This is a genomic window from Dyadobacter diqingensis (assembly GCF_024220585.1).
GTDB classification, from domain to species: Bacteria; Bacteroidota; Bacteroidia; order Cytophagales; family Spirosomataceae; genus Dyadobacter; species Dyadobacter diqingensis.
This window is the reverse complement of the sequence record NZ_JAMXKF010000001.1, coordinates 501,763-521,343: the sequence shown is the minus strand read 5'-3', so window position 1 is coordinate 521,343 and position 19,581 is coordinate 501,763. Positions and strand designations below refer to the sequence as shown.

At 44.4% G+C, this 19,581-nt stretch carries 16 protein-coding genes; 2 read left to right on the top strand and 14 right to left on the bottom strand.

Annotated elements, in window-relative coordinates; genetic code table 11:
• Positions 1-58: 58 nt before the first annotated feature.
• Complete coding sequence (gene carB, locus M1L62_RS02110; RefSeq protein ID WP_254411348.1) at positions 59-2,902, bottom strand: carbamoyl-phosphate synthase large subunit; 2,844 nt, start codon at positions 2,900-2,902, stop codon at positions 59-61.
• Positions 2,903-3,151: 249 nt separating this feature from the next.
• Here carB and M1L62_RS02105 point away from each other — a divergent pair, with 249 nt between their 5' ends.
• A complete protein-coding gene (locus M1L62_RS02105; protein WP_254411347.1) occupies positions 3,152-3,859 on the top strand; it encodes a hypothetical protein in 708 nt (235 codons plus the stop codon).
• A 17-nt stretch (positions 3,860-3,876) separates the two neighbouring features.
• Here the strand turns inward: M1L62_RS02105 and M1L62_RS02100 are convergent, their stop codons facing one another.
• From M1L62_RS02100 to nuoB, 4 genes are all read right to left on the bottom strand, one after another.
• Complete coding sequence (locus M1L62_RS02100) at positions 3,877-5,721, bottom strand: BamA/TamA family outer membrane protein (RefSeq protein ID WP_254411346.1); 1,845 nt, start codon at positions 5,719-5,721, stop codon at positions 3,877-3,879.
• Between the two features lie 126 nt (positions 5,722-5,847).
• Positions 5,848-7,533 (bottom strand): hypothetical protein, encoded by a 1,686-nt coding sequence (locus M1L62_RS02095; protein WP_254411345.1) that lies wholly within the window; start codon positions 7,531-7,533, stop codon positions 5,848-5,850.
• A 158-nt stretch (positions 7,534-7,691) separates the two neighbouring features.
• On the bottom strand, positions 7,692-8,195 hold the full coding sequence (locus tag M1L62_RS02090; RefSeq protein WP_254411344.1) for an NADH-quinone oxidoreductase subunit C: 504 nt from the start codon (positions 8,193-8,195) through the stop codon (positions 7,692-7,694).
• A gap of 30 nt (positions 8,196-8,225) precedes the next feature.
• Positions 8,226-8,747 carry an NADH-quinone oxidoreductase subunit NuoB gene (gene nuoB, locus M1L62_RS02085; protein ID WP_256527619.1) on the bottom strand — a complete coding sequence of 174 codons (522 nt, stop codon included), beginning with the start codon at positions 8,745-8,747 and terminating at the stop codon, positions 8,226-8,228.
• A 143-nt stretch (positions 8,748-8,890) separates the two neighbouring features.
• On the opposite strand from nuoB, the gene M1L62_RS02080 reads away from it, so the two are divergent.
• Positions 8,891-9,652, top strand: a complete 762-nt coding sequence (locus tag M1L62_RS02080; protein WP_254411343.1) for a hypothetical protein — start codon at positions 8,891-8,893, stop codon at positions 9,650-9,652.
• A 65-nt stretch (positions 9,653-9,717) separates the two neighbouring features.
• Here the strand turns inward: M1L62_RS02080 and M1L62_RS02075 are convergent, their stop codons facing one another.
• From M1L62_RS02075 to thiC, 9 genes are all read right to left on the bottom strand, one after another.
• Positions 9,718-10,188 carry an NADH-quinone oxidoreductase subunit A gene (locus M1L62_RS02075; protein ID WP_254411342.1) on the bottom strand — a complete coding sequence of 157 codons (471 nt, stop codon included), beginning with the start codon at positions 10,186-10,188 and terminating at the stop codon, positions 9,718-9,720.
• A 113-nt stretch (positions 10,189-10,301) separates the two neighbouring features.
• Positions 10,302-11,186 (bottom strand): sulfite exporter TauE/SafE family protein, encoded by an 885-nt coding sequence (locus tag M1L62_RS02070; protein ID WP_254411341.1) that lies wholly within the window; start codon positions 11,184-11,186, stop codon positions 10,302-10,304.
• A 204-nt stretch (positions 11,187-11,390) separates the two neighbouring features.
• The gene (locus M1L62_RS02065; protein WP_254411340.1) at positions 11,391-12,338 is read right to left on the bottom strand and encodes a nitrilase family protein; all 948 of its coding nucleotides are present in this window, start codon (positions 12,336-12,338) and stop codon (positions 11,391-11,393) included.
• A gap of 78 nt (positions 12,339-12,416) precedes the next feature.
• Positions 12,417-13,235, bottom strand: a complete 819-nt coding sequence (locus M1L62_RS02060) for a helix-turn-helix transcriptional regulator (RefSeq protein ID WP_254411339.1) — start codon at positions 13,233-13,235, stop codon at positions 12,417-12,419.
• Positions 13,236-13,304: 69 nt separating this feature from the next.
• The gene (gene moeB / locus M1L62_RS02055; RefSeq protein ID WP_254411338.1) at positions 13,305-14,354 is read right to left on the bottom strand and encodes a HesA/MoeB/ThiF family protein; all 1,050 of its coding nucleotides are present in this window, start codon (positions 14,352-14,354) and stop codon (positions 13,305-13,307) included.
• Positions 14,355-14,484: 130 nt separating this feature from the next.
• Positions 14,485-15,597 carry a 2-iminoacetate synthase ThiH gene (gene thiH / locus M1L62_RS02050; RefSeq protein WP_254412055.1) on the bottom strand — a complete coding sequence of 371 codons (1,113 nt, stop codon included), beginning with the start codon at positions 15,595-15,597 and terminating at the stop codon, positions 14,485-14,487.
• Entirely contained in the window at positions 15,587-16,357 is a 771-nt protein-coding gene (locus M1L62_RS02045; protein ID WP_254411337.1) for a thiazole synthase, read from the bottom strand. Before M1L62_RS02045 ends, thiH begins: the two co-directional genes overlap by 11 nt.
• The gene (locus M1L62_RS02040; protein ID WP_254411336.1) at positions 16,351-17,646 is read right to left on the bottom strand and encodes a thiamine phosphate synthase; all 1,296 of its coding nucleotides are present in this window, start codon (positions 17,644-17,646) and stop codon (positions 16,351-16,353) included. The genes M1L62_RS02045 and M1L62_RS02040 overlap by 7 nt, the downstream gene beginning before the upstream one ends.
• Positions 17,647-19,530, bottom strand: coding sequence for a phosphomethylpyrimidine synthase ThiC (thiC, locus tag M1L62_RS02035; RefSeq protein WP_254411335.1), 1,884 nt, complete (start codon positions 19,528-19,530; stop codon positions 17,647-17,649). It lies immediately after the preceding gene.
• Between the last annotated feature and the right edge of the window lie 51 nt (positions 19,531-19,581).

The following is a 19,581-nucleotide window of genomic DNA, read 5'->3' as shown; positions in this document are numbered from 1 at the left end:
ATAAAAAAGCCCGGCGTCTGTGCAGACTTACCGGGCTTTTCACTAATATTTCTAAAACCTAGCGGCTTAGATACAGGTTACGTTCTCCATAAATTTTCTGGAAGAACTCGTCCTGCAAATCATCAATGAAGTAAATGGCTTCACCCGTTGACTTCATTTCAGGGCCCAGTTCCTTGTTTACATTCGGGAATTTATTGAATGAGAACACCGGAATTTTGATTGCCCAGCCTTTTTTAACAGGTTTGAAGGTAAAGTCTGAAACTTTTTTATCTCCCAACATCAGCTTCGTAGCGTAGTTGACGTAAGGCTCCTGATAAGCTTTGCAGATAAACGGTACCGTACGTGAAGCACGTGGATTCGCTTCGATCACATACACAATACCATTTTTAACAGCGAACTGAACGTTGATAAGTCCCTTCACATTCATCGCCAGCGCGATTTTACGTGTATGTTCGTTGATCTGACGGATTTCGTCTTCTGTTAAATCGAATGGTGGAAGTGCAGCATGCGAATCTCCTGAATGGATACCAGCCGGTTCGATATGCTCCATCACACCAATGATGTAAGCATCTTCACCGTCACAGATCGCATCTGCTTCCGCTTCAAGCGCTCCCTCAAGGAAGTGATCCAGAAGAATGTTATTGTCAGGAATGTCACGAAGAATTTTCACTACGTGGTTTTCCAGCTCTTTTTCGTTGATAACGATTTTCATGTTCTGACCACCCAATACATAACTTGGACGAACCAGAAGCGGGAAGCCTAACGTACGGGAAAGTTCTACTGCTGCGTCAGCCGTTCTTACTGTTCCAAACTTAGGATAAGGAATGCCAAGTTCTTCAAGCAATGGAGAGAAACGTCCGCGATCTTCGGCCCAGTCAAGTGAATTGTAGCTTGTTCCGATGATTTTGATACCGTATTTCTCTAATTTTTCAGCCATTTTCAAGGCCGTTTGTCCACCAAGCTGAACAATTACACCTTCAGGTTTTTCATGTTCAATGATGTCAAAAACGTGCTCCCAGAATACCGGCTCAAAATACAATTTGTCAGAGATATCCGGATCGGTTGAAACCGTTTCAGGGTTACAGTTGATCATGATGGTCTCATAACCAGCTTCTTTCGCAGCCAGTACACCGTGTACACAAGAGTAGTCAAACTCGATACCCTGTCCGATACGGTTTGGTCCTGAACCCAGAACGACAACCTTCTTTTTATCTGATACAATCGATTCGTTATCAGGAGTTTCCTGCGACGAATTGAAAGTTGAATAGTAATATGGTGTTTTTGCTTCAAATTCCGCAGCGCAGGTATCCACACATTTGTAGACACGTTTGATACCCAGTTCCTTACGTCTGTCGTACACCTTGCTTTCTTTTGTGCTAAGCAAATGTGCAATCTGACGGTCCGCATAACCTTTTTGTTTGGCCGTCAGGAACAGGTCTTTTGGAAGATCCGACAGTTCAAATTTCTCGATTTCATGTTCCAGCTCGATAAGTTCTTCGATCTGGCGAAGGAACCATGCATCGATTTTGGTAAGATTCTGGATTGTTTTGAAAGACAAACCGATCTTGAACGCATCGTAAATATGGAACAGACGATCCCAGCTTGGATGTTGCAAGCTATATTTGATCGCTTCCTGGTCGCGCAACTCACGTCCGTCAGCTCCAAGTCCGTTTCTGCGGATTTCAAGCGACTGACAAGCTTTCTGCAATGCTTCCTGGAAATTACGTCCGATACCCATTGCTTCACCAACAGATTTCATCTGCAAGCCAAGTGAACGATCTGCTCCCTGGAATTTATCAAAGTTCCAGCGAGGTACTTTAACGATTACATAGTCAATGGATGGTTCGAAGAAGGCAGAAGTACTTCCTGTGATCGGGTTGATCAACTCGTCAAGGTTGTATCCAATCGCCATTTTGGCAGCGATTTTTGCAATCGGGTAACCGGTTGCTTTTGATGCAAGCGCAGAAGAACGGGATACACGTGGGTTAATTTCGATCGCGATGATCTGGTCGTCAGCTGGGTTTACCGAGAACTGAACGTTACATCCACCTGCAAATTTACCGATACCGTCCATCATTTTGATGGCCAGGTCACGCATTTGCTGGTAAAGTGTATCAGGGAGCGTCATGGCAGGTGCCACCGTGATGCTGTCTCCTGTGTGAACCCCCATTGGGTCAAAGTTCTCAATCGAACAGATGATGATGAAGTTTCCTTTGTTATCGCGTAAAAGTTCAAGCTCATATTCTTTCCAGCCCATTGCGCTCTGTTCTACCAGAACTTCGTGTGTTGGAGAGGCGTGTAAGCCGTTTGTCAATGCTTTGTCGAAATCCTCAGCTCTTTCCACGAAGCCTCCACCTGTTCCACCCAGGGTGAAAGAAGGACGGATAACCAATGGGAAGCCAATTTCCTGCGCGATTTCTTTTCCTTCCAAAAATGATCTTGCTGTGCGTCCTTTACAAACGTTCACGTCAAGTTCAAGCATTTTAAGACGGAATTTTTCTCTGTCCTCAGTCGTCTCGATCGCTTTGATGTCGACACCAATAATATCTATATCATACTTTTTCCAAATGCCAGCCTTATCGCAATCGATTGCTAAGTTAAGGGCTGTCTGACCACCCATTGTTGGCAAAACTGCATCAATCGGCTTCCCAAGTGCCCTGTGTTTTTCAAGAATCTCGATGATATATTTCTTCTCCAACGGCAGCAGATACACATGATCAGCGCTGATTGGATCCGTCATGATCGTGGCAGGGTTCGAGTTGATCAGTACAACTTCTATACCTTCTTCACGAAGTGAGCGGGCTGCTTGAGAGCCAGCGTAGTCGAACTCACAGGCCTGACCAATGATGATGGGACCAGAACCGATAATTAGAACGGACTTGATATTCGGATTTTTGGGCACAGTAAATGGTAATTTGTAGAATTTTGGAAATAACTTTTAATAACTTCGGAGCGTACCTGATACTTTTTTTCTTTTGAAGAAAAGGGGTTCGTTCAAAAATTCCACAAAGTTAATTCACATATTGGAAAAAGAATACTGAATGTCCAAAAAAAGTGCAAAGCGTATTTGCTTGTCAATAAGGATGAAAATCTGTTTTGAATAGTATTTTGGTAGTATGTTTGGTGAAGAGGGGGTATTGTAATTTATTGTATGGGAGAAATAGATAATAAGTTGCTTTATCGACTTATTCTGGGTTTTATCGTGGCAAATATTATCGCTACAATCGTTCATGAATATGGACATTTTTTCACAGCAAAATACCTTGGTTACGAAGCGCGGGTCAGTTACGGTTTCACAACCTGGACAAATCAGGCCTATCAGGATTTTTTTGAGAACCTCACAAGGGATGAAAGAATCAAGATCAGAACCAACGAGTATTTTTCAAAAAAAGATGATTATCAGGCGCTGATGACGAGAATAAAAGATGAAGCTTTTATAATAACACTGGGAGGGCCGCTGCTGACAATGCTGATTGGTTCACTCGGATTGATCGCTGCCTTTTGGAACAAAAATAAATTTACCGGTGAAGCGCTTTCATTAAAAAAGTGGATGGTGATTTTTACTGCATTGTTCTGGCTGAGGGAACCGGGAAATTATGTTCTGGATTTATTGATCACGGTGCAAAGAGGACGTTTCCCGCTGCGAAACGATGAAGTAATTTTGGCCCGTTATCTGGAATTTGATTCCTGGTCCATATCGTTTGTTCTGGCTGTAACAGGACTTATTATCGTTTATGTGGTTTACAAAAAGTTTATTCCGGATCAGAATAAAACCACCTTTTTGCTTGCCGGGTTGATTGGAGGGCTGGGCGGATATATATTTTGGCTTTCTTTTCTGGGTCCGGTTATCATGCCATGATTTGACAGCATCACATGTTATTGATAAGGAACCATTGAAGGTGCTGAAATGTCAAAATCCCGCAGTCTGAGTGGTGTATTTCCTTCAATAGCGTAACGTATGCTTGACGATGTTCCGGGAATATTCGGATAAAAACCAACACGTAACTGAAGTGTGTTGATAGAAAGATTTTCATTTCTCAAACGCATTCCCAGCCCATAACCTTGATAAACGGGAGCGTTCCATAGATGTATTTTGTCTTGTGTAACAATGCCTAAGTCGATAAATGCATAATATGCGATACGAAAACCAAGTAAACTTTTTTCAGAGAAATAAACTGTTTCCAGGCCCAGCGTCAGTTTTTTTGTTCCGATAAGCCGGTCGCTGCTAATGCCACGGATACCGTTTTCCTTGCTGATGTTGAGGTAGTCGACAGGGTCGCGATTAACTCCTCTGGTGTAACGCAAGGTGATGAACTGCCTGAAATAACTGTAACGAAACGGTATCAGCTTGCTGATATAGTTGGTTTGTGCGCTGATAACGCCAGGTTGCCTGCGGTCTGTTTTAAAATAAGATCCAACATTGACAATGCCATATAAATAGCCGGAATTATGCGGAAGATAGTTTCCCGTTGCGAATTGGACACCGGCATATCCTCTCTGGCCAAATTCTGTATTTTCATTGCCCACGGTCAGAGAAAGCAGGTTCCCGACCGGAACGTCCTCCGTTCTACCAAAACCGTAAATCAATACGTCTCTTTTGTAACTACGGTTAGAATAACCAAAACTCATAAGCGTAGCGCTGCGGTCCCAGTAGATTTTGTTTGTGTCAGCCCTTACCTCCGGCCGCTGTGTGAAATTGTATTTGTTATGCCTCAAAGCAAATACCAGACGGGACTTTTCGCTGAGTGCTGAATTTTTAAATGGAAATTTGAACGATCGACCGAGCCATACGTCATAGTAATAATAACCGGTACGGTAACGGCTTTCTTTATCAGGGTCATCGAGATCTCTTTTGTATTGCCGTAAGCTGGCGTGGCCGGCTTCCAGCGAGCCCGCGTATTTTGTCTCCGTAGTAAGAAAGGAGCGGGAAAAGACGAGTGATTGTATCTTCTGATCGCGTTCAATGATTAAATTCGCTTGACCGGTTATAAACGTTTTACCAATGTAGGGAATGGTGTAAATGGTCCGGAACTGAAATTTTTGCAGGGAATCACTCGCGTCATAGCGTATTTTGGTCAGCTGCGAATGCGTTGTTCCATTCACGTTTGTATTGTTGAGCCCGAGGCTAAATTTATTGAGTTTGCTGGGACTGGCTGAGATGTTCCATGACCAGGAATCCTGAATGAGCACTACAACATCCGCCATCCATGTGACGTCTGTTCTGGGCACAACAATGATACGCGCATCGGTGATGGTCCCGTTTTTTCTTAACAGACGTTCGTTATCGCGCAATACGCTGGCCTGAATTTCGTCCCCTTCCGAAAACCTCAGAAAGGATTTTCGAATGATGCGTTCCCGGGTGTTGGTGTGAAAATTCTTACTTAGAAACCGATCCAGCTGCTTGCCCTTTCTTGCGGTATCATAAACAGATTCGCCTAAAACATTGAGCTGTTTAATGATGATTTTCCGGATTACCATTCCCTCATACTGCGTGAAAGGATTGGTTTCAATGGTTTTTACCTCTGCAATCTTACCCTGATTGTATACATCACGGAATAACAACCGATATACGGACCTCGAAAATTTAGTTTTCGACATCCTGATTTTCAGATTGGTATAACGCACGCTGTCCCGGTTGATACCGCTATTCCTGAGGCTATCGGTCCTTTGGGCCAAGAGAGGGGTGGTGATGATCAGGAAAAGTAAAAGGTATCTAAACATGGGCACATAGCAATGAACAAATCATTAGACAGTATATAAACGTACGAATGTCAGATGTAGTGGGATTTAATCCCGTTTTCTAATGTTAAGATTTAGCTAATATTGGTTAAGATAACAAAATGTTTACTAATTCCCTGCTTGCTGGATCGCCTTGATTACTTCCTCTGTCTGGCTTGGTGCCGGAGCCTTTTTAGTGGCGAATTTTCCGTTGGGTTTAATAATGGCAAAGGTTGCACTGTCAAGCGGGTTTAGCTTGATCAGTAATTCAATAAGCTGATTGCTGTTTAAAAACAGATGGACGCCTTTGAGCTGATGTCTTACAATGTATTGTTTGACAAGATCGGTTGAAACAGAAACTTCTTCATTGGGAAGATGAACATAAACAAATTCTACATTCGTCGGAAGGCGTGACCGCAATGCGGAAGCATATTCAAGCTCTTCACGACTTTTCGGATCATCGATGTTCCATTTCAGCAGATAAAGCGTTTTTCCATTATACAAATCGATAATGCTATTGACAAAGTCATTTCCTCTGCCTTCGGATTCTGCAAGCCAGTATTCAGGCAAAACTTCTGTCGGCGTTGGTTTGATGCCTCTGAAAGCAATCATCTTAGCAATATTGACGCTGTCCTTAACTTCCAGTTTAACAAGTTCGTTAAGCGACTGGCGGAAATGCGGTGATTTCAGCCGCGACTGGATGTAATTATTGAGTACGACCTGATTTTTATAAGAAAATTTGTGGAAGTTTTCGGGCAGATAACGTGCACTCAGAAAATCGGCAGCCACGCTGTCGAACAATGAATGATTGGATCTGCTGTCGGCTTCAAATGCAAAAAATAAATCCAGTTTCGAGCTATTTCTTTTGTAAAGGGTATTTAAAAAATCCAGCTCTATTTTTTCAGCTTTGCCTCTTTCTATAATAGAATTCAGTTTTTCGGCTTCGTCCTCTGAGAAAGGTCCGGTATTTTCTTTGATCATTGTAGCCATCAGCTTGACCTGAAGAGAACTTGCCCGTGATCCTGAGTTTAACCTTTCTTCTTTTTTGATGTCTGCAAAACTGCCGAAACGATCGGCGAGGGAAACGCGCTGTGCCGTTAAGGGACTATTGTTCAACCGGCTGAGATCGGTAAATGATTTATTGGATGAAGGCGTTTCCAGCGGATTGCTTAAATAATATTCATACAGATTCTGTAATTTTTCATCATCCGTAATACTCTGAGTCCATTGTGAAAGTGAAGGATCACTGACACTGGATGTCAGGCGCCCGATTACACTGGCGCGAAGGTCAGCCCGGTTTGCTGCTGCCGTTTCCGCCGCGGCTGGACTTTTTTCCCAGAATGTCTTGTAAAAATTCGTGCCCAAAACACTGTTAGCCGTGAAGGTTTTATTAAGCGTTGCAAGATATTCGGTATACTGATTATTGGCCGTCGCATTAACACCGGCAAAATAGAACAGCTTTTTAGCCTTGGCAATGGAATCGCCGTCGAAGATTATCTCGATTTCTCCTTTTGATCCCAAAAATGCAGTGCCGGCCTTTCCGCTATAATCCAGATAAATCTCCTCATTAGGAAAAAGAACAGGCAGAGAAACCCTGAAAGTCCCGTCAGCCTGCAAAGGTGCCTGTTTGGTCAGTTCAGATTTGGGTTGGAGAATGTTATTTCGGGAAAAGGTGATTGCAGGCGCCTGTCGGTACAACCGGCCTGTCAGATTTAGTATCCGTCCTTTGATGATGAGGGAATCGGTAGAGGCAAATCCGTTTAGAGAAATGCACAATAATATAACGATGAATGTTAGAGGAAATTTAGTTCGCATGTTGATCAGTAATTAATAACGAAAAATACTGAGCCTTTATCAAGCAAACAAATTTGTAACTAAATTTCGACCGGGCGGGTTAGGATCTAAAGGTGCAAATGACAGAATGTGACGCATCAAAGTCTGCGAAACCGTTCTGTCATTTACTCAATATTGATTCAGTCATGCTCATAGCGCACATGTATGCCATGATATTTTTCCTGTGCATTATAATCTTTGCGCAACGGATGCCCCACCCAGTCTTCCGGAAGAAGGATTCTGCGCAAGTCGGGATGATTTTCAAAATGAATACCCATAAGGTCAAAGGCTTCTCTCTCATGCCAGTCGGCCGTGCGCCAAATGTGGCTGACCGTGGCAATAGTAGGCAGCGGCTGGTCTTCGGTGTTACGTGGAAAAACAATTTTGATCGTTAGCTCATGACCGAAAGGAATAGAGCTCAGGTTATAGATCAGTTCCATTGTTGCAACCGCCGGACCGTTATCAATCGCCGTTATGCAGGGCAGATAATCAAAATACAAACGTTCGTCCTCAAAAAGAAACTGGCAGATTTCAGCAATTTTGTCCGCCGGAGCGGTTAAAATTGGCTGCGGACCTTTTTCTTCTGAGCCTATGTGCTCACCAAACTGTGAAATGAGAATCTGTTTTATTGCTTCAAAATCCATATATAGACTCAATGATTCACTCGGTAATAATTAAACAGTTTCCGCTTTCTGCTCCATTTCCAGAAATAGCTCAGGAGCCAGGGGATGTTCCCCGCGGATTTTTTCCTGCAATTTCATAAACCCTCCGATCAGTGCTTCGGGCCGGGGTGGGCAGCCAGGAACGTATACATCCACAGGAATAATACGGTCAACCCCTTTAACCACGTGATATCCATGTTCCCAGTAGGGGCCGCCGCAGTTTGAACAGCTTCCCATGGAGATTACATAACGGGGTTCGGGCATCTGCTCATACAAGCGACGAATTCTGTCAGCCATTTTGAAAGTTACCGTTCCGGCAACGATCATGACGTCGGATTGACGGGGGGAAGGGCGGGGCATGATACCAAACCGCTCCAAATCGTAATGGGAAGCATAGGTTGCCATCATTTCAATCGCACAGCAGGCAAGTCCGAAACCCATTGGCCATAAGGAAGATAATCTGGCCCAGTTCATTAAGTCTTCTGCATTTGTCAGTATAATCCCACCGTCACCGGTTTTTATTCTTTCACTCATCAGCTATCACTTTCAGTAGTAATTCTCTGGTACAATATTTGCTCATTCAAGAGCTAATCTGTTTCTAGGCAAAAGTAGTCATAAATGACAAGAAACGGGCTTCCAAAAGCGTTAGATTGCAAACACTTCAACTTATCCCGAATATGAAAAACAAATTACTTTTCAGCATTTTTTTTGCTACACTTATGGTTAACGTAACCTTTGCTCAGGAAGGTTCGGATACGACTGCAACATCGAAAAAATTTAGAAGCGGAATGGCCGTTTACGCCGAGTTCGGGGTGTTATCCAACAGCAGTTTTAAAGCCATTCGCAACGAAATGAGAGCGCAGAATATCAAACCCTTTGAAAGTCTGATGGCTTCGGTTGTCCTGGCAAAAAGGATTGAAACGGAGCGGTTTTTTGCCGAAAGCAGGCTTATTCTGATGAATAGTACGAAATTTAATGACGATGAAAATGTCCGGCGCGGCAAGTTTTGGGGAATAGGAATTGGTGCCGACGCCAGTCCTAAATTTGTAAATTCGTCTCACTGGAATGTGCTGGTGCCTATTGGCTGGGATTTGATGTTATATCAGCTGCGTGTGAAAAGCAATCAGACGGCGACCTTCGCTCAGGTAAATCAAAATCCTAATGCTTATAATGCTGTGAAACTGCATGCAGGAAGTTTTAACCTACATGCCGGTATCGGTGTGGATTATAAAATGAATTTATTCCCAAAAGTTTACGACAAGGTTTATATCAGCAGCAAGGTGACTTATCATTTGCCCATTATCAGAACGGATAAATGGCGGGGTGATGATGTAAAAGTAACGGATCTGCCTTCGTTTAAACCCAATCAGTTGTACGCGCAGATCGGCTTGGTTTTCTTTCCCAAAACTAAACACCGGATGTGGGGAAGGATGCATTGATCGTGTTTGTAAGCAAAAAAGACTTCCAAACAGGAAGTCTTTTTTGCTATATCAGGTATTTCAAATCAGATCTTTTTATATTTTTCATTCACCTGTTTGTACAAATCCATAGGCACCGGTGACTTTACTTCCGGGATCTGCGGCTGCGGACGAACCCAGTCCAGATAACCCTTCACCCAGGCGTATGCCAGTCCCAGAACCAGTATGGCGACAAACACCGTCATTTCTGCCATGGCAAACCAGCCCCATTGGCCGTTTGTCTGTTCGATAAGATCTTCATTTCCAAAAACGACTGCCCAGGGAAACAGAAACAAAAGCTCAACTTCAAACAAAACAAAAATTAACGCTACGACGTAAAAACGCACGTTGAACTGCACATTGGCATTGCCAAGCGGATCTTCGCCGGATTCGTAGGTGGTAAGTTTTTCTTCGTTGGGTCTGTCGGGGCGTAAAAATCTAGCAACGGTAAGTACCACTCCGATCAGCGTTAGAGCGGCAATAATAAACAGTAATATATAACCAAAATCAGTCAGCATAACGCAGTAAACGGGTTTCTGCAAAGCTAAGGATTTTTGATAAAGGCGCAGGCAAAATCATGCAAGAAAGTACTGGCTGAAATCAGAGAAAACAGGCTGAACCGTTTGGTGTTTTATAGGATACTCAGGATAATCGTGCGAAGGCTCAGGCCAATCACCAGAATACCAACCATTAACATCAACGGTTTGCGTTTTATTTTACCGACAACCAAAGCACCAAAAGGAGCTGCGATAACACCGCCGACGATCAGTCCGAGAACGACCTGCCAGCTGTTTACGCCATGGAAAATCAGGAAAGTAATACCACTTGCAAACGTTACGACAAATTCGGCTGCGTTAACAGAGCCAATCGTATAACGTGGGTCGCGACCCTGGCCAAGCAATGTAGAGGTAACAATAGGGCCCCATCCGCCGCCGCCGATGGAATCCATAAACCCACCCGTAGCAGCCAAAAGGCCGATACGTTTTGTTTTATTTTTTACAAAATTCTTCTGAATGGCTTTGCGAATGATGATCACGCCGAGAATCAGCATGTAAAAAGCAATATATGGCTTGATCACATTGCCATCAATAACATCCGAAAGCAGATAGGCGCCGGTCACAGCTCCAAGCACACCAGGAATCAGAAGTCCTTTGAAAAGTTTTTTATTGATATTTTTAAATCTGAAATGAGAAATCGCAGAGGCTCCTGTTGTGAACATTTCTGCAACGTGCACACTGGCGCTGCTGATCGCGGGTGTTACGCCAAGACTTAACAGGAATGAAGTGGATGTGACCCCGTAGGCCATGCCGAGTGCACCGTCGACAACCTGAGCAGCGAGGCCAACCAAAAGATATAATGCGAAATCACTCGCCAGAAACGTCTCAATGCTGGTTTCAGTTACGGACAAAGTGCCGTTTAAAAACAAAAAACCGATAAACAGAATGAATACACTGATTGGCAGAATATACCAGACAGGCCGTGTTGGAAGCTTTAAGGAGAGAACTTTTTGTAACATTACTATTCCTATTAATATTCAGTATTTGTAGAGTCAGTATGCAAAGCTACTAAAACCATTAAATCTACCAAATTAATAGAGTAAAATTAATTGAAAATTAATTCCTTACCTGTTTTTCCGGAGGTACCCAGCGTCTGCTGAAAATTGGTTAAAAAAGGTAGTGCCTGGCGATCGAAAACAATGCCAGGCACGTTAAAAATCCTGTTATTTTTCCAGCCAAACTACTTTTTGTACTGGGTTATGATCCTGACCGATGATATCCCTGTACAAATCGGGCCGACGTGCTTTAACGTATCTGGAACCGCCGGCTCTTTCCAGTTTTTCCGGTGTTAAGGTTGCGATGGCAATGGCATTATCCAGTTCGCGGCATTCGGCGATGATATCCCCGTATGGATCCAGAATCATGGAGCAACCATTTTTCAGCTGGTCGTCATCCATGCCGATCGGATTTGAAAAAATGGCATAGATCGCATTATCATAAGCACGCGCCGGAAGCCATTTCATCAGCCAGATACGGCCTTTCGCTCCGTCAAATTCCTGACGAATTGATGTTGGGTCAGATTCCCGGTTTTGCCACAATGCAGGATCTACAAATCCGGCACCCGGCCTTGTAGAAGGTGTGCACATAGTGACGTGCGGCATGAAAATGATATCGGCCCCGAGTAATTTGGTTGCCCTCACGTTTTCAATGATATTGTTGTCGTAACAGATCAGTATGCCGCATTTCCATCCAAAAAGGTCAAAAACGACATACTCGTTTCCGGGTGTCAGGTGCGGATTGATGAAAGGATGAAGTTTTCGGAATTTGGCAACCAATCCGTTTTCGTCTACGCAAACATAGGATTTGTAAATTTTATCGTCAGCATCCTTTTCAAACAAGCCGGCCAGAACAACAATCTGGTTTTTTCGGGCTATGGCTGCAAGTTTTTTTACGCTCGGACCATCGGGAATAAATTCCGAGATATCTAAAAGTTGTTCGCGCGACAAGTGCCGTGCAAATGTGTAACCCGTTACAGAGCATTCGTGAAAGGCGATAACCTGGGCACCCTTGCTGGCCGCTTGCTGTGCGAGCTGATCCATAACATGAAGGTTATACTCCTTGTCGCCGCTCCGGTTTTCGAATTGGGCTGTTGCAATTTTAATGTTCTCCATAGCTTTTGTAATTTGTTGATTCAAAAGTAAGAGGACGGGAACCGGCGAAATTGTACAAATCCGACGCAGACAGAAGAACTAATTAACCGGTACGATCGGAACGAGATTAGCAGCCAAAGGAGGATTTTTGGAAATATATTGTCGGGGTGTAATGCCCGAAATGTTTTTCAGCTCACGGATTAAATGGGCCTGGTCATAAAATCCCGAATCATAACCCAGTGAAGTTAAAGAGGTATCCAAAGGCCGGTTTCGTAACAGTTTGAGAAAAAACTGGATTCTGGTCACGCCGGAGTATCGTTTGGGAGAAATTCCGATATGCTCTTCAAATGTTCGTTGCAACTGCCGTTCACTGATTTGGAGACTGCTTAACAACGAGGTAATTGGCAAATTTCCATGATGGTGGTGAATGAGCCGCACGGCCTCAGCAGCAATTATCCCCGAGCCAGCTTGTGTTTTCCTGGTGGCAATCAGAAAATTTTCGACCGCTTTGATCCGGCTGTAGGTGTCACATTGTTCGTGTATTTGTTCAAGTAACAGGTCTGTTGTTTTAGAAAAAAAGCAGGTAGCGTCTACAATTTGATTTTTTAGCTCCGTGGCCGGCAGTTTCAGAAAAGCGGAGGCGCCATAGGGATGAAAAACTGCGATGACCAGGCCGAGTTTACCTTTTGTAATAATATTCTGGTAAGCGTCAAGCTGGCCGTAAATAAAACTTTTGGGAAGCACAGCGGTTTCGCCATGGCCTGAATTCTCGTGTAACAGGGGATCACTGAAATTAAATACCAGGCCCGTGTTTCCATCGGAAAACATGCGGTGACAGGTCCCGGCACTGAAATTACTTTCAATGATCAGAAAATGTTTGATAACATCGGCTAGAACTGGAGATGGGGCAACCTGCATGACCTTGACTTCATTTTAGGTATTCAAAATTAAGTTAAAGTCATGATAAAAAAATATTTGGGTCACAGCTTATGCTTTTTTTGCCCATAAACTTTCTCCCGTAAAGCCGCTTTTTGCCAGGAGATCAGCTGCCAGTTTGCTGCGTTTTCCACTTTGACAGTAAAAAACAACGGTTTTATCAGGCGATATCTGGTTCAGGTTTTCGGGAAGATCGGGCAGGGGAATATTGATGCCACCGATAAAATCTTCTTCAAATTCGTATTCTTCCCGTACATCGATCAGCTGAATTGTATCCGGTTCTGATTCCAGCAAATTTTCCAGGTCGTCATATAACATCTCCCGGGCATCTTTTTCCGGCGTTTTATGGGATGTTTCTGCAACGGTTGTTTGCACAGGTCGAGGAAAATCCGCGGATCTTGAAAAGTTAAAAATATTTGTGGTGTTATGCAGCGCACTGATCACCAGTAATTTCCCGGACAAAATCTCGCCGATCTCACAAATGATTTTGATCGCCTCATTCGCCATATAAGTCCCGATTATGCCGGGTAGAATGCCGATAACGCCTGCAACTTCGCAGTTGTCGCCTTCTTCGGCTTCGGGGAAAAGGCAGCGGTAGGTTGGGCCGTTTTTATAATTAAAAACAGAAACCTGGCCTTCAAAACGTAAGATGGAACCGAAAACAAGGGGTTTGTTTAGAGCAACACAGATGTCATTGGCAAGATATCGTGTCGGGAAATTGTCTGATCCGTCGATCACGATATCATAACCAGAGATTATTTCTGCCGCATTTTTTTCATCAAGCCGGACCGGAATCGCGATCAGATTAACGAAAGGGTTCATAGCCGAGAGTTTCGCAACGGCCGTTTCGGCTTTACCCTTTCCAACATCCGTTGCCGCGTACAGAATCTGGCGGTGAAGATTGGTGATGTCCACGGTATCATCGTCTACCACCCCGATCGTCCCGACGCCAGCCGCAGTAAGATATTGTAATACCGGACAACCCAGGCCGCCGGCACCAATGACAAGTACCTTTGCTGCTTTCAGTTTTTCTTGTCCGGACAAACCCATTTCAGGCAAAATAATCTGGCGACTATATCTTTTTCTTTCCTGTGGTTCCATTTTATGTTTTTTAATTGTAATAAAGGTTACACGGAGAGCCACAGAGTAGTAAGAGGTACACAAAGAAGGATTAACTCTGAGAGCAAAACTCCGTGTCTCTCTGTGTAATCTTTATTCACTCATTCAAAATTCAACACTGCATCACTCTGTCCCAGTCTTTCCAAACCGGTTCATATCCTTTACTTTTAATCATTTCAGCAATTGCCTTCGGACTGCGTTCGTCGGAAATCTCAAATTGTTCCAATGATTCGGGTTCTACGGCATAACCGCCCGGATTGGTTTTGGAACCGGCACTGATGGAAGTTATCCCCAGCTGCACGCAATGGTTTCTGAATTTTTCCGATTCTCTCGTCGACAGCGATATCTCCACTTCTTCATTAAACAATCGATAGGCACAAATGAGTTGCACCAGTTCACGGTCATTCATTTCAACTTTGGGTTCCAGGCCACCCGAAAAAGGACGGAGGCGCGGGAAAGACAAGCTGTAACGGGTTTGCCAATAGGTTTTTTCAAGATAATTCAAATGTAAAGCAGTAAAGAAACTGTCTGTTCGCCAGTCTTCCAAACCGATCAGTACGCCCAAACCCATTTTGTGAATACCAGCCTGCCCCAGTCTGTCCGGCGTTTCCAGACGATAATTGAAGTTAGACTTTTTTCCTTTGGGATGGTGTTTTTTATAATCTTCTTTGTGATAGGTTTCCTGATAAATCAGCACAGAAGTCAGCCCTAACGGAATAAGCTCTGTGTATTCGTCCGTATCCAGCGGCTGAACCTCCATGGAAACCTGGGCAAAATAGGGCCTGATCAGTTGTAATACTTTTTTGAAATATTCGACGTGTACCGTTTGGTTTGCTTCTCCCGTAACCAAAAGAACATGTTCGTAACCAAGGTTTTTAATGACGGCTACCTCGCGTAAAATCTCTTCTTCGGTCAGGGTGCGTCTTCGTACTTTATTGTCCAGACTAAACCCGCAGTAGGTGCAGATATTGGTGCATTCGTTGGAAAGATAAAGCGGAATATACAACTGAATGGTTTTGCCAAAACGTTTCTGTGTCAGCTTCTGGCTCAGCTGCGCCATGGGTTCGAGATAACCGGACGCAGCGGGGGAGACAAGCGCTTTGAAATCTTCCAGTGTCCTTCTGGATGAATTGAGTGCGTTTTCAACATCTGTTTTGGTCTTGGAATAAATGCTCTCCTTTACCTGGTCCCAGCTATACGACTCGAACAAATCTTTAAAACTCATCATCTAAAAAGGCTGTTAATGGGCTGCTGGCTACGGCAAAATTTCCCTGTTTGGCGAGTCTGGCATGATAAGCCATCCGCCCGGCTTCGACGGCAAGTTTAAAAGCAACAGCCATTTGCACGGGATCTCCGGCAACGGCGATAGCAGTATTTACCAGAACGGCATCGGCACCGATTTCCATGGCCTGCGCCGCGTGAGAAGGTGACCCGATCCCGGCATCGACAATGACCGGCACTTTACTTTGTTCAATGATAATTTCCAGAAAATCAATGGTTTTTAAACCCTTGTTGCTTCCGATCGGAGAGCCAAGCGGCATCACCGCAGAGGCTCCGGCGTTTTCCAGGCGTTTGCATAAAACCGGGTCAGCATGGATGTACGGTAAAATCACGAAACCTAGTTTTGCCAGCTCTTCCGTTGCCAACAGCGTTTCTATCGGATCGGGCATCAGGTATTTGGGATCAGGGTGTATTTCCAGTTTGATCCAGTTTGTTTCAAGTGCTTCTCTTGCCAATTGTGCCGCGAAAACGGCTTCCCTGGCATTTCTGACACCCGAAGTATTTGGAAGTAAATTGATTTGTGGGTGTTTCAGGTGTACCAGGATATCATCTTCCTGGCTCGTAACGTCTACACGCCTCAAGGCGACAGTTACCAGCTCGGAGCCGGAAGCGACAAGTGCGTCTTCCATTAATTGTGAGGAACTGAACTTTCCGGTACCGGTAAACAACCGGGAGGAGAATTCTTTATCAGCTATTTTTAACATACAATTTCGTTAATTTTTTGAACCAGATCTTTTCTGTTTGGTGCACCAATGATGGAACCTGACATCGCTACGCCATGAACTCCCGTTTGTTTTATCGCAGCAATATCTTCGGCATTAATTCCGCCGATAGCGATGACGGGGATGGAATAACCAAGTTCTTTTAAGGTGCTTAGCAAAAAGCGATAGCCTTCCAAACCGACAATCGGACTCAGGTTTTGTTTTGTTGAGGTAAACCGGAAAGGCCCAAGACCAACGTAATCAGCACCTTCATGAATTCGGTTCAGGATATCTTCCAGTGTGTTGGCTGTTCCTCCGATGATCATCTCATTTCCAACTATTTTTCTTGCATCGGGGATTGGCATATCGTTTAAGCCTAAATGCAGACCGTAAGCCCCAACTTCTTTCGCGATCAGGGGAAAGTCGTTGATGATCAGTTTGGACTGGTAGTTATCGGTCAGTATTTTGGCTTCCAGCGCGGTTTTTAAAATGTTTTCCGGGGATTCGTTTTTCATTCGCAACTGTATCCACTTACAACCGGCGTCCAGTGCCAGTCTGATACTTTCCAGATGTGATATATCTTTTGTTTGGTTGGATATGAATTGTAATTTATCGATCATGGTCTTATGTGTTGACGGGCCCGGAACCCCAGGGTGGTACCCAGGGCTGAGATAGGGCGCTCCTTTGGGGCTTTGCGTTATTTGAGCTTTTAGTTTTTTGAATTGGGTGGGGGCTGATGGCGGGTTTTTCCATAGCGTTCCTAACACGGCTGCGCCGTCAAAATTCATCGCCTTCACTTTTTTCAGATTTGTAATATCAATCCCGCCCAACGCTATTACCGGAATTCTTTTGATTTCTTCATCAAGAAAAAAGTCTGTGGGTAACGCGCTTTTGTAGCCGGATTTTGAAATGCTGTCAAATACAGGTCCGAAAAATGTATAACTGAAAAGTGTCGACAGGCTGCTTATTTCGTTCAGCTCATGGATCGAGGTGCTCAGCAGATGACCGGCGGATTTCAAATTTTCCAGACTTTTCAGAGAAGCAAGTTTTCTGTCTTTTTCGGTAAAGTGAAGTCTGGTTATACCGAACTGACCCGCCAGATCGTGATGCTGGTGAAGGGCTATTCTGTCCATGAAATTTGGTTCGATTTTTGACAGCATGGCTTTCAGCATATTCGGGGAGCTTGCGGGCTTTCTTAAGTGCAGACACACCAATCCTTCCCTGAAAAGGCTGTTGATAATGTCAGCCTCGTCAGGGAAAAACTCAGGATCGGATATGGCTAATAGTATCATTTACAGATAGATTTCGCTTCCTTTGTTTGCGAATTCGCGGGCTTTTTCCTGCATGCCTTCTTCCAGTACTACTTCTTCCATCAAACCGTTTTCTTCGGCGTAGTCGCGTACATCCTGCGTGATTTTCATCGAGCAGAAATTAGGTCCGCACATCGAGCAGAAATGCGCAATTTTGGCTCCTTCTGCCGGCAGGGTTTCGTCATGGAATTCTTTTGCAGTATCCGGGTCAAGAGAAAGGTTGAACTGATCCTCCCAACGGAATTCAAATCGTGCTTTACTTAATGCATTGTCGCGGTATTGTGCGCCCGGATGTCCTTTGGCAAGGTCGGCCGCGTGGGCTGCGATTTTGTAGGTGATTACACCATCTTTTACATCTTTTTTATTTGGTAAACCCAAATGTTCTTTTGGAGTAACATAACAAAGCATAGCCGTACCAAACCAGCCGATCATAGCCGCTCCGATGGCCGAGGTTATGTGGTCATAACCTGGCGCGATATCCGTCGTCAATGGCCCAAGTGTGTAAAATGGAGCCTCCTGGCAATGTTCCAACTGCTTTTCCATGTTCTCTTTAATCAGGTGCATAGGCACGTGACCAGGGCCTTCGATGATCGTCTGGACGTCATGTTTCCAGGCAATTTTTGTCAATTCGCCTAGTGTTTCAAGCTCTGAGAACTGAGCCGCGTCATTGGCATCGGCGATACAGCCTGGGCGAAGTCCGTCTCCCAGAGAAAATGCAACATCGTAGGCTTTCATGATCTCGCAAATTTCTTCAAAATGCGTATACAAGAAATTCTCCTTGTGATGTGCCAAACACCATTTTGCCATAATCGACCCGCCTCTGGAAACAATTCCGGTGATGCGTTTTGCGGTCAATGGAATATATCTTAACAAAACACCCGCGTGGATGGTAAAATAATCTACGCCCTGTTCCGCCTGTTCAATTAACGTGTCGCGGAACAATTCCCAGGTCAGATCTTCTGCTTTGCCGTTTACTTTTTCGAGTGCCTGGTATATCGGTACAGTCCCGATGGGAACCGGAGAATTACGGATAATCCATTCGCGGGTTTCGTGAATGTTTTTTCCGGTAGAAAGGTCCATGATCGTGTCGGCGCCCCAGCGGCAAGCCCATACAGCCTTTTCAACCTCTTCTTCTATGCTCGATGAAACCGCTGAATTACCAATATTTGCATTGATTTTTACCAGGAAGTTGCGGCCAATGATCATCGGCTCACTTTCCGGGTGGTTGATGTTTACCGGGATTACGGCCCGTCCGGCGGCTACTTCGGAGCGGACAAATTCTGGTGTGATGAAATTTTTGGGCGTATTGGCACCAAAACTATGGCCCCCGTGCTGATGGGACAGCGGAGCGCCTTTGCCATTTAGTTCTTTAATTTGTTCTTCAATCCGCTGGTTTTCACGGATTGCGATGTATTCCATTTCGGCCGTAATGATTCCCTTTTTTGCATAGTGCAGCTGTGAAACGTTCTGACCGGATTTGGCGCGAAAGGGTTTGCTGATATGTGCAAAACGCAGCGAATCCAGACTTGCGTCATTCTTCCTTTTTGCACCATATTCCGAAGAAATCGTGTCGAGTTGTTCCACATCACCCCGGTTCAAAATCCAGGAAGTTCTTAACGGTTCCAGACCTTTTTTTACGTCGATCGCAACGTTCGGATCGGTAAATGGGCCACTGGTGTCATAAACAGTTACCGATGGATTTTTTTCTGTCAAACCGGCTCTTCCGTGCACTTTTGTATCGGTTAGCGATATTTCCCGCATGGCAACAGAAATGTCATGAATTTGACCTTTGACGTAAATTTTCTTTGAATTTGGGAAAGGAGTACGGGTAATTACTTCCGTGTTGGGCGTTTTTTCGGTTTTCATTTTGATAAGGTTTGACTGTCATCGACGGGCATTGAGACCTGACCGGCAACA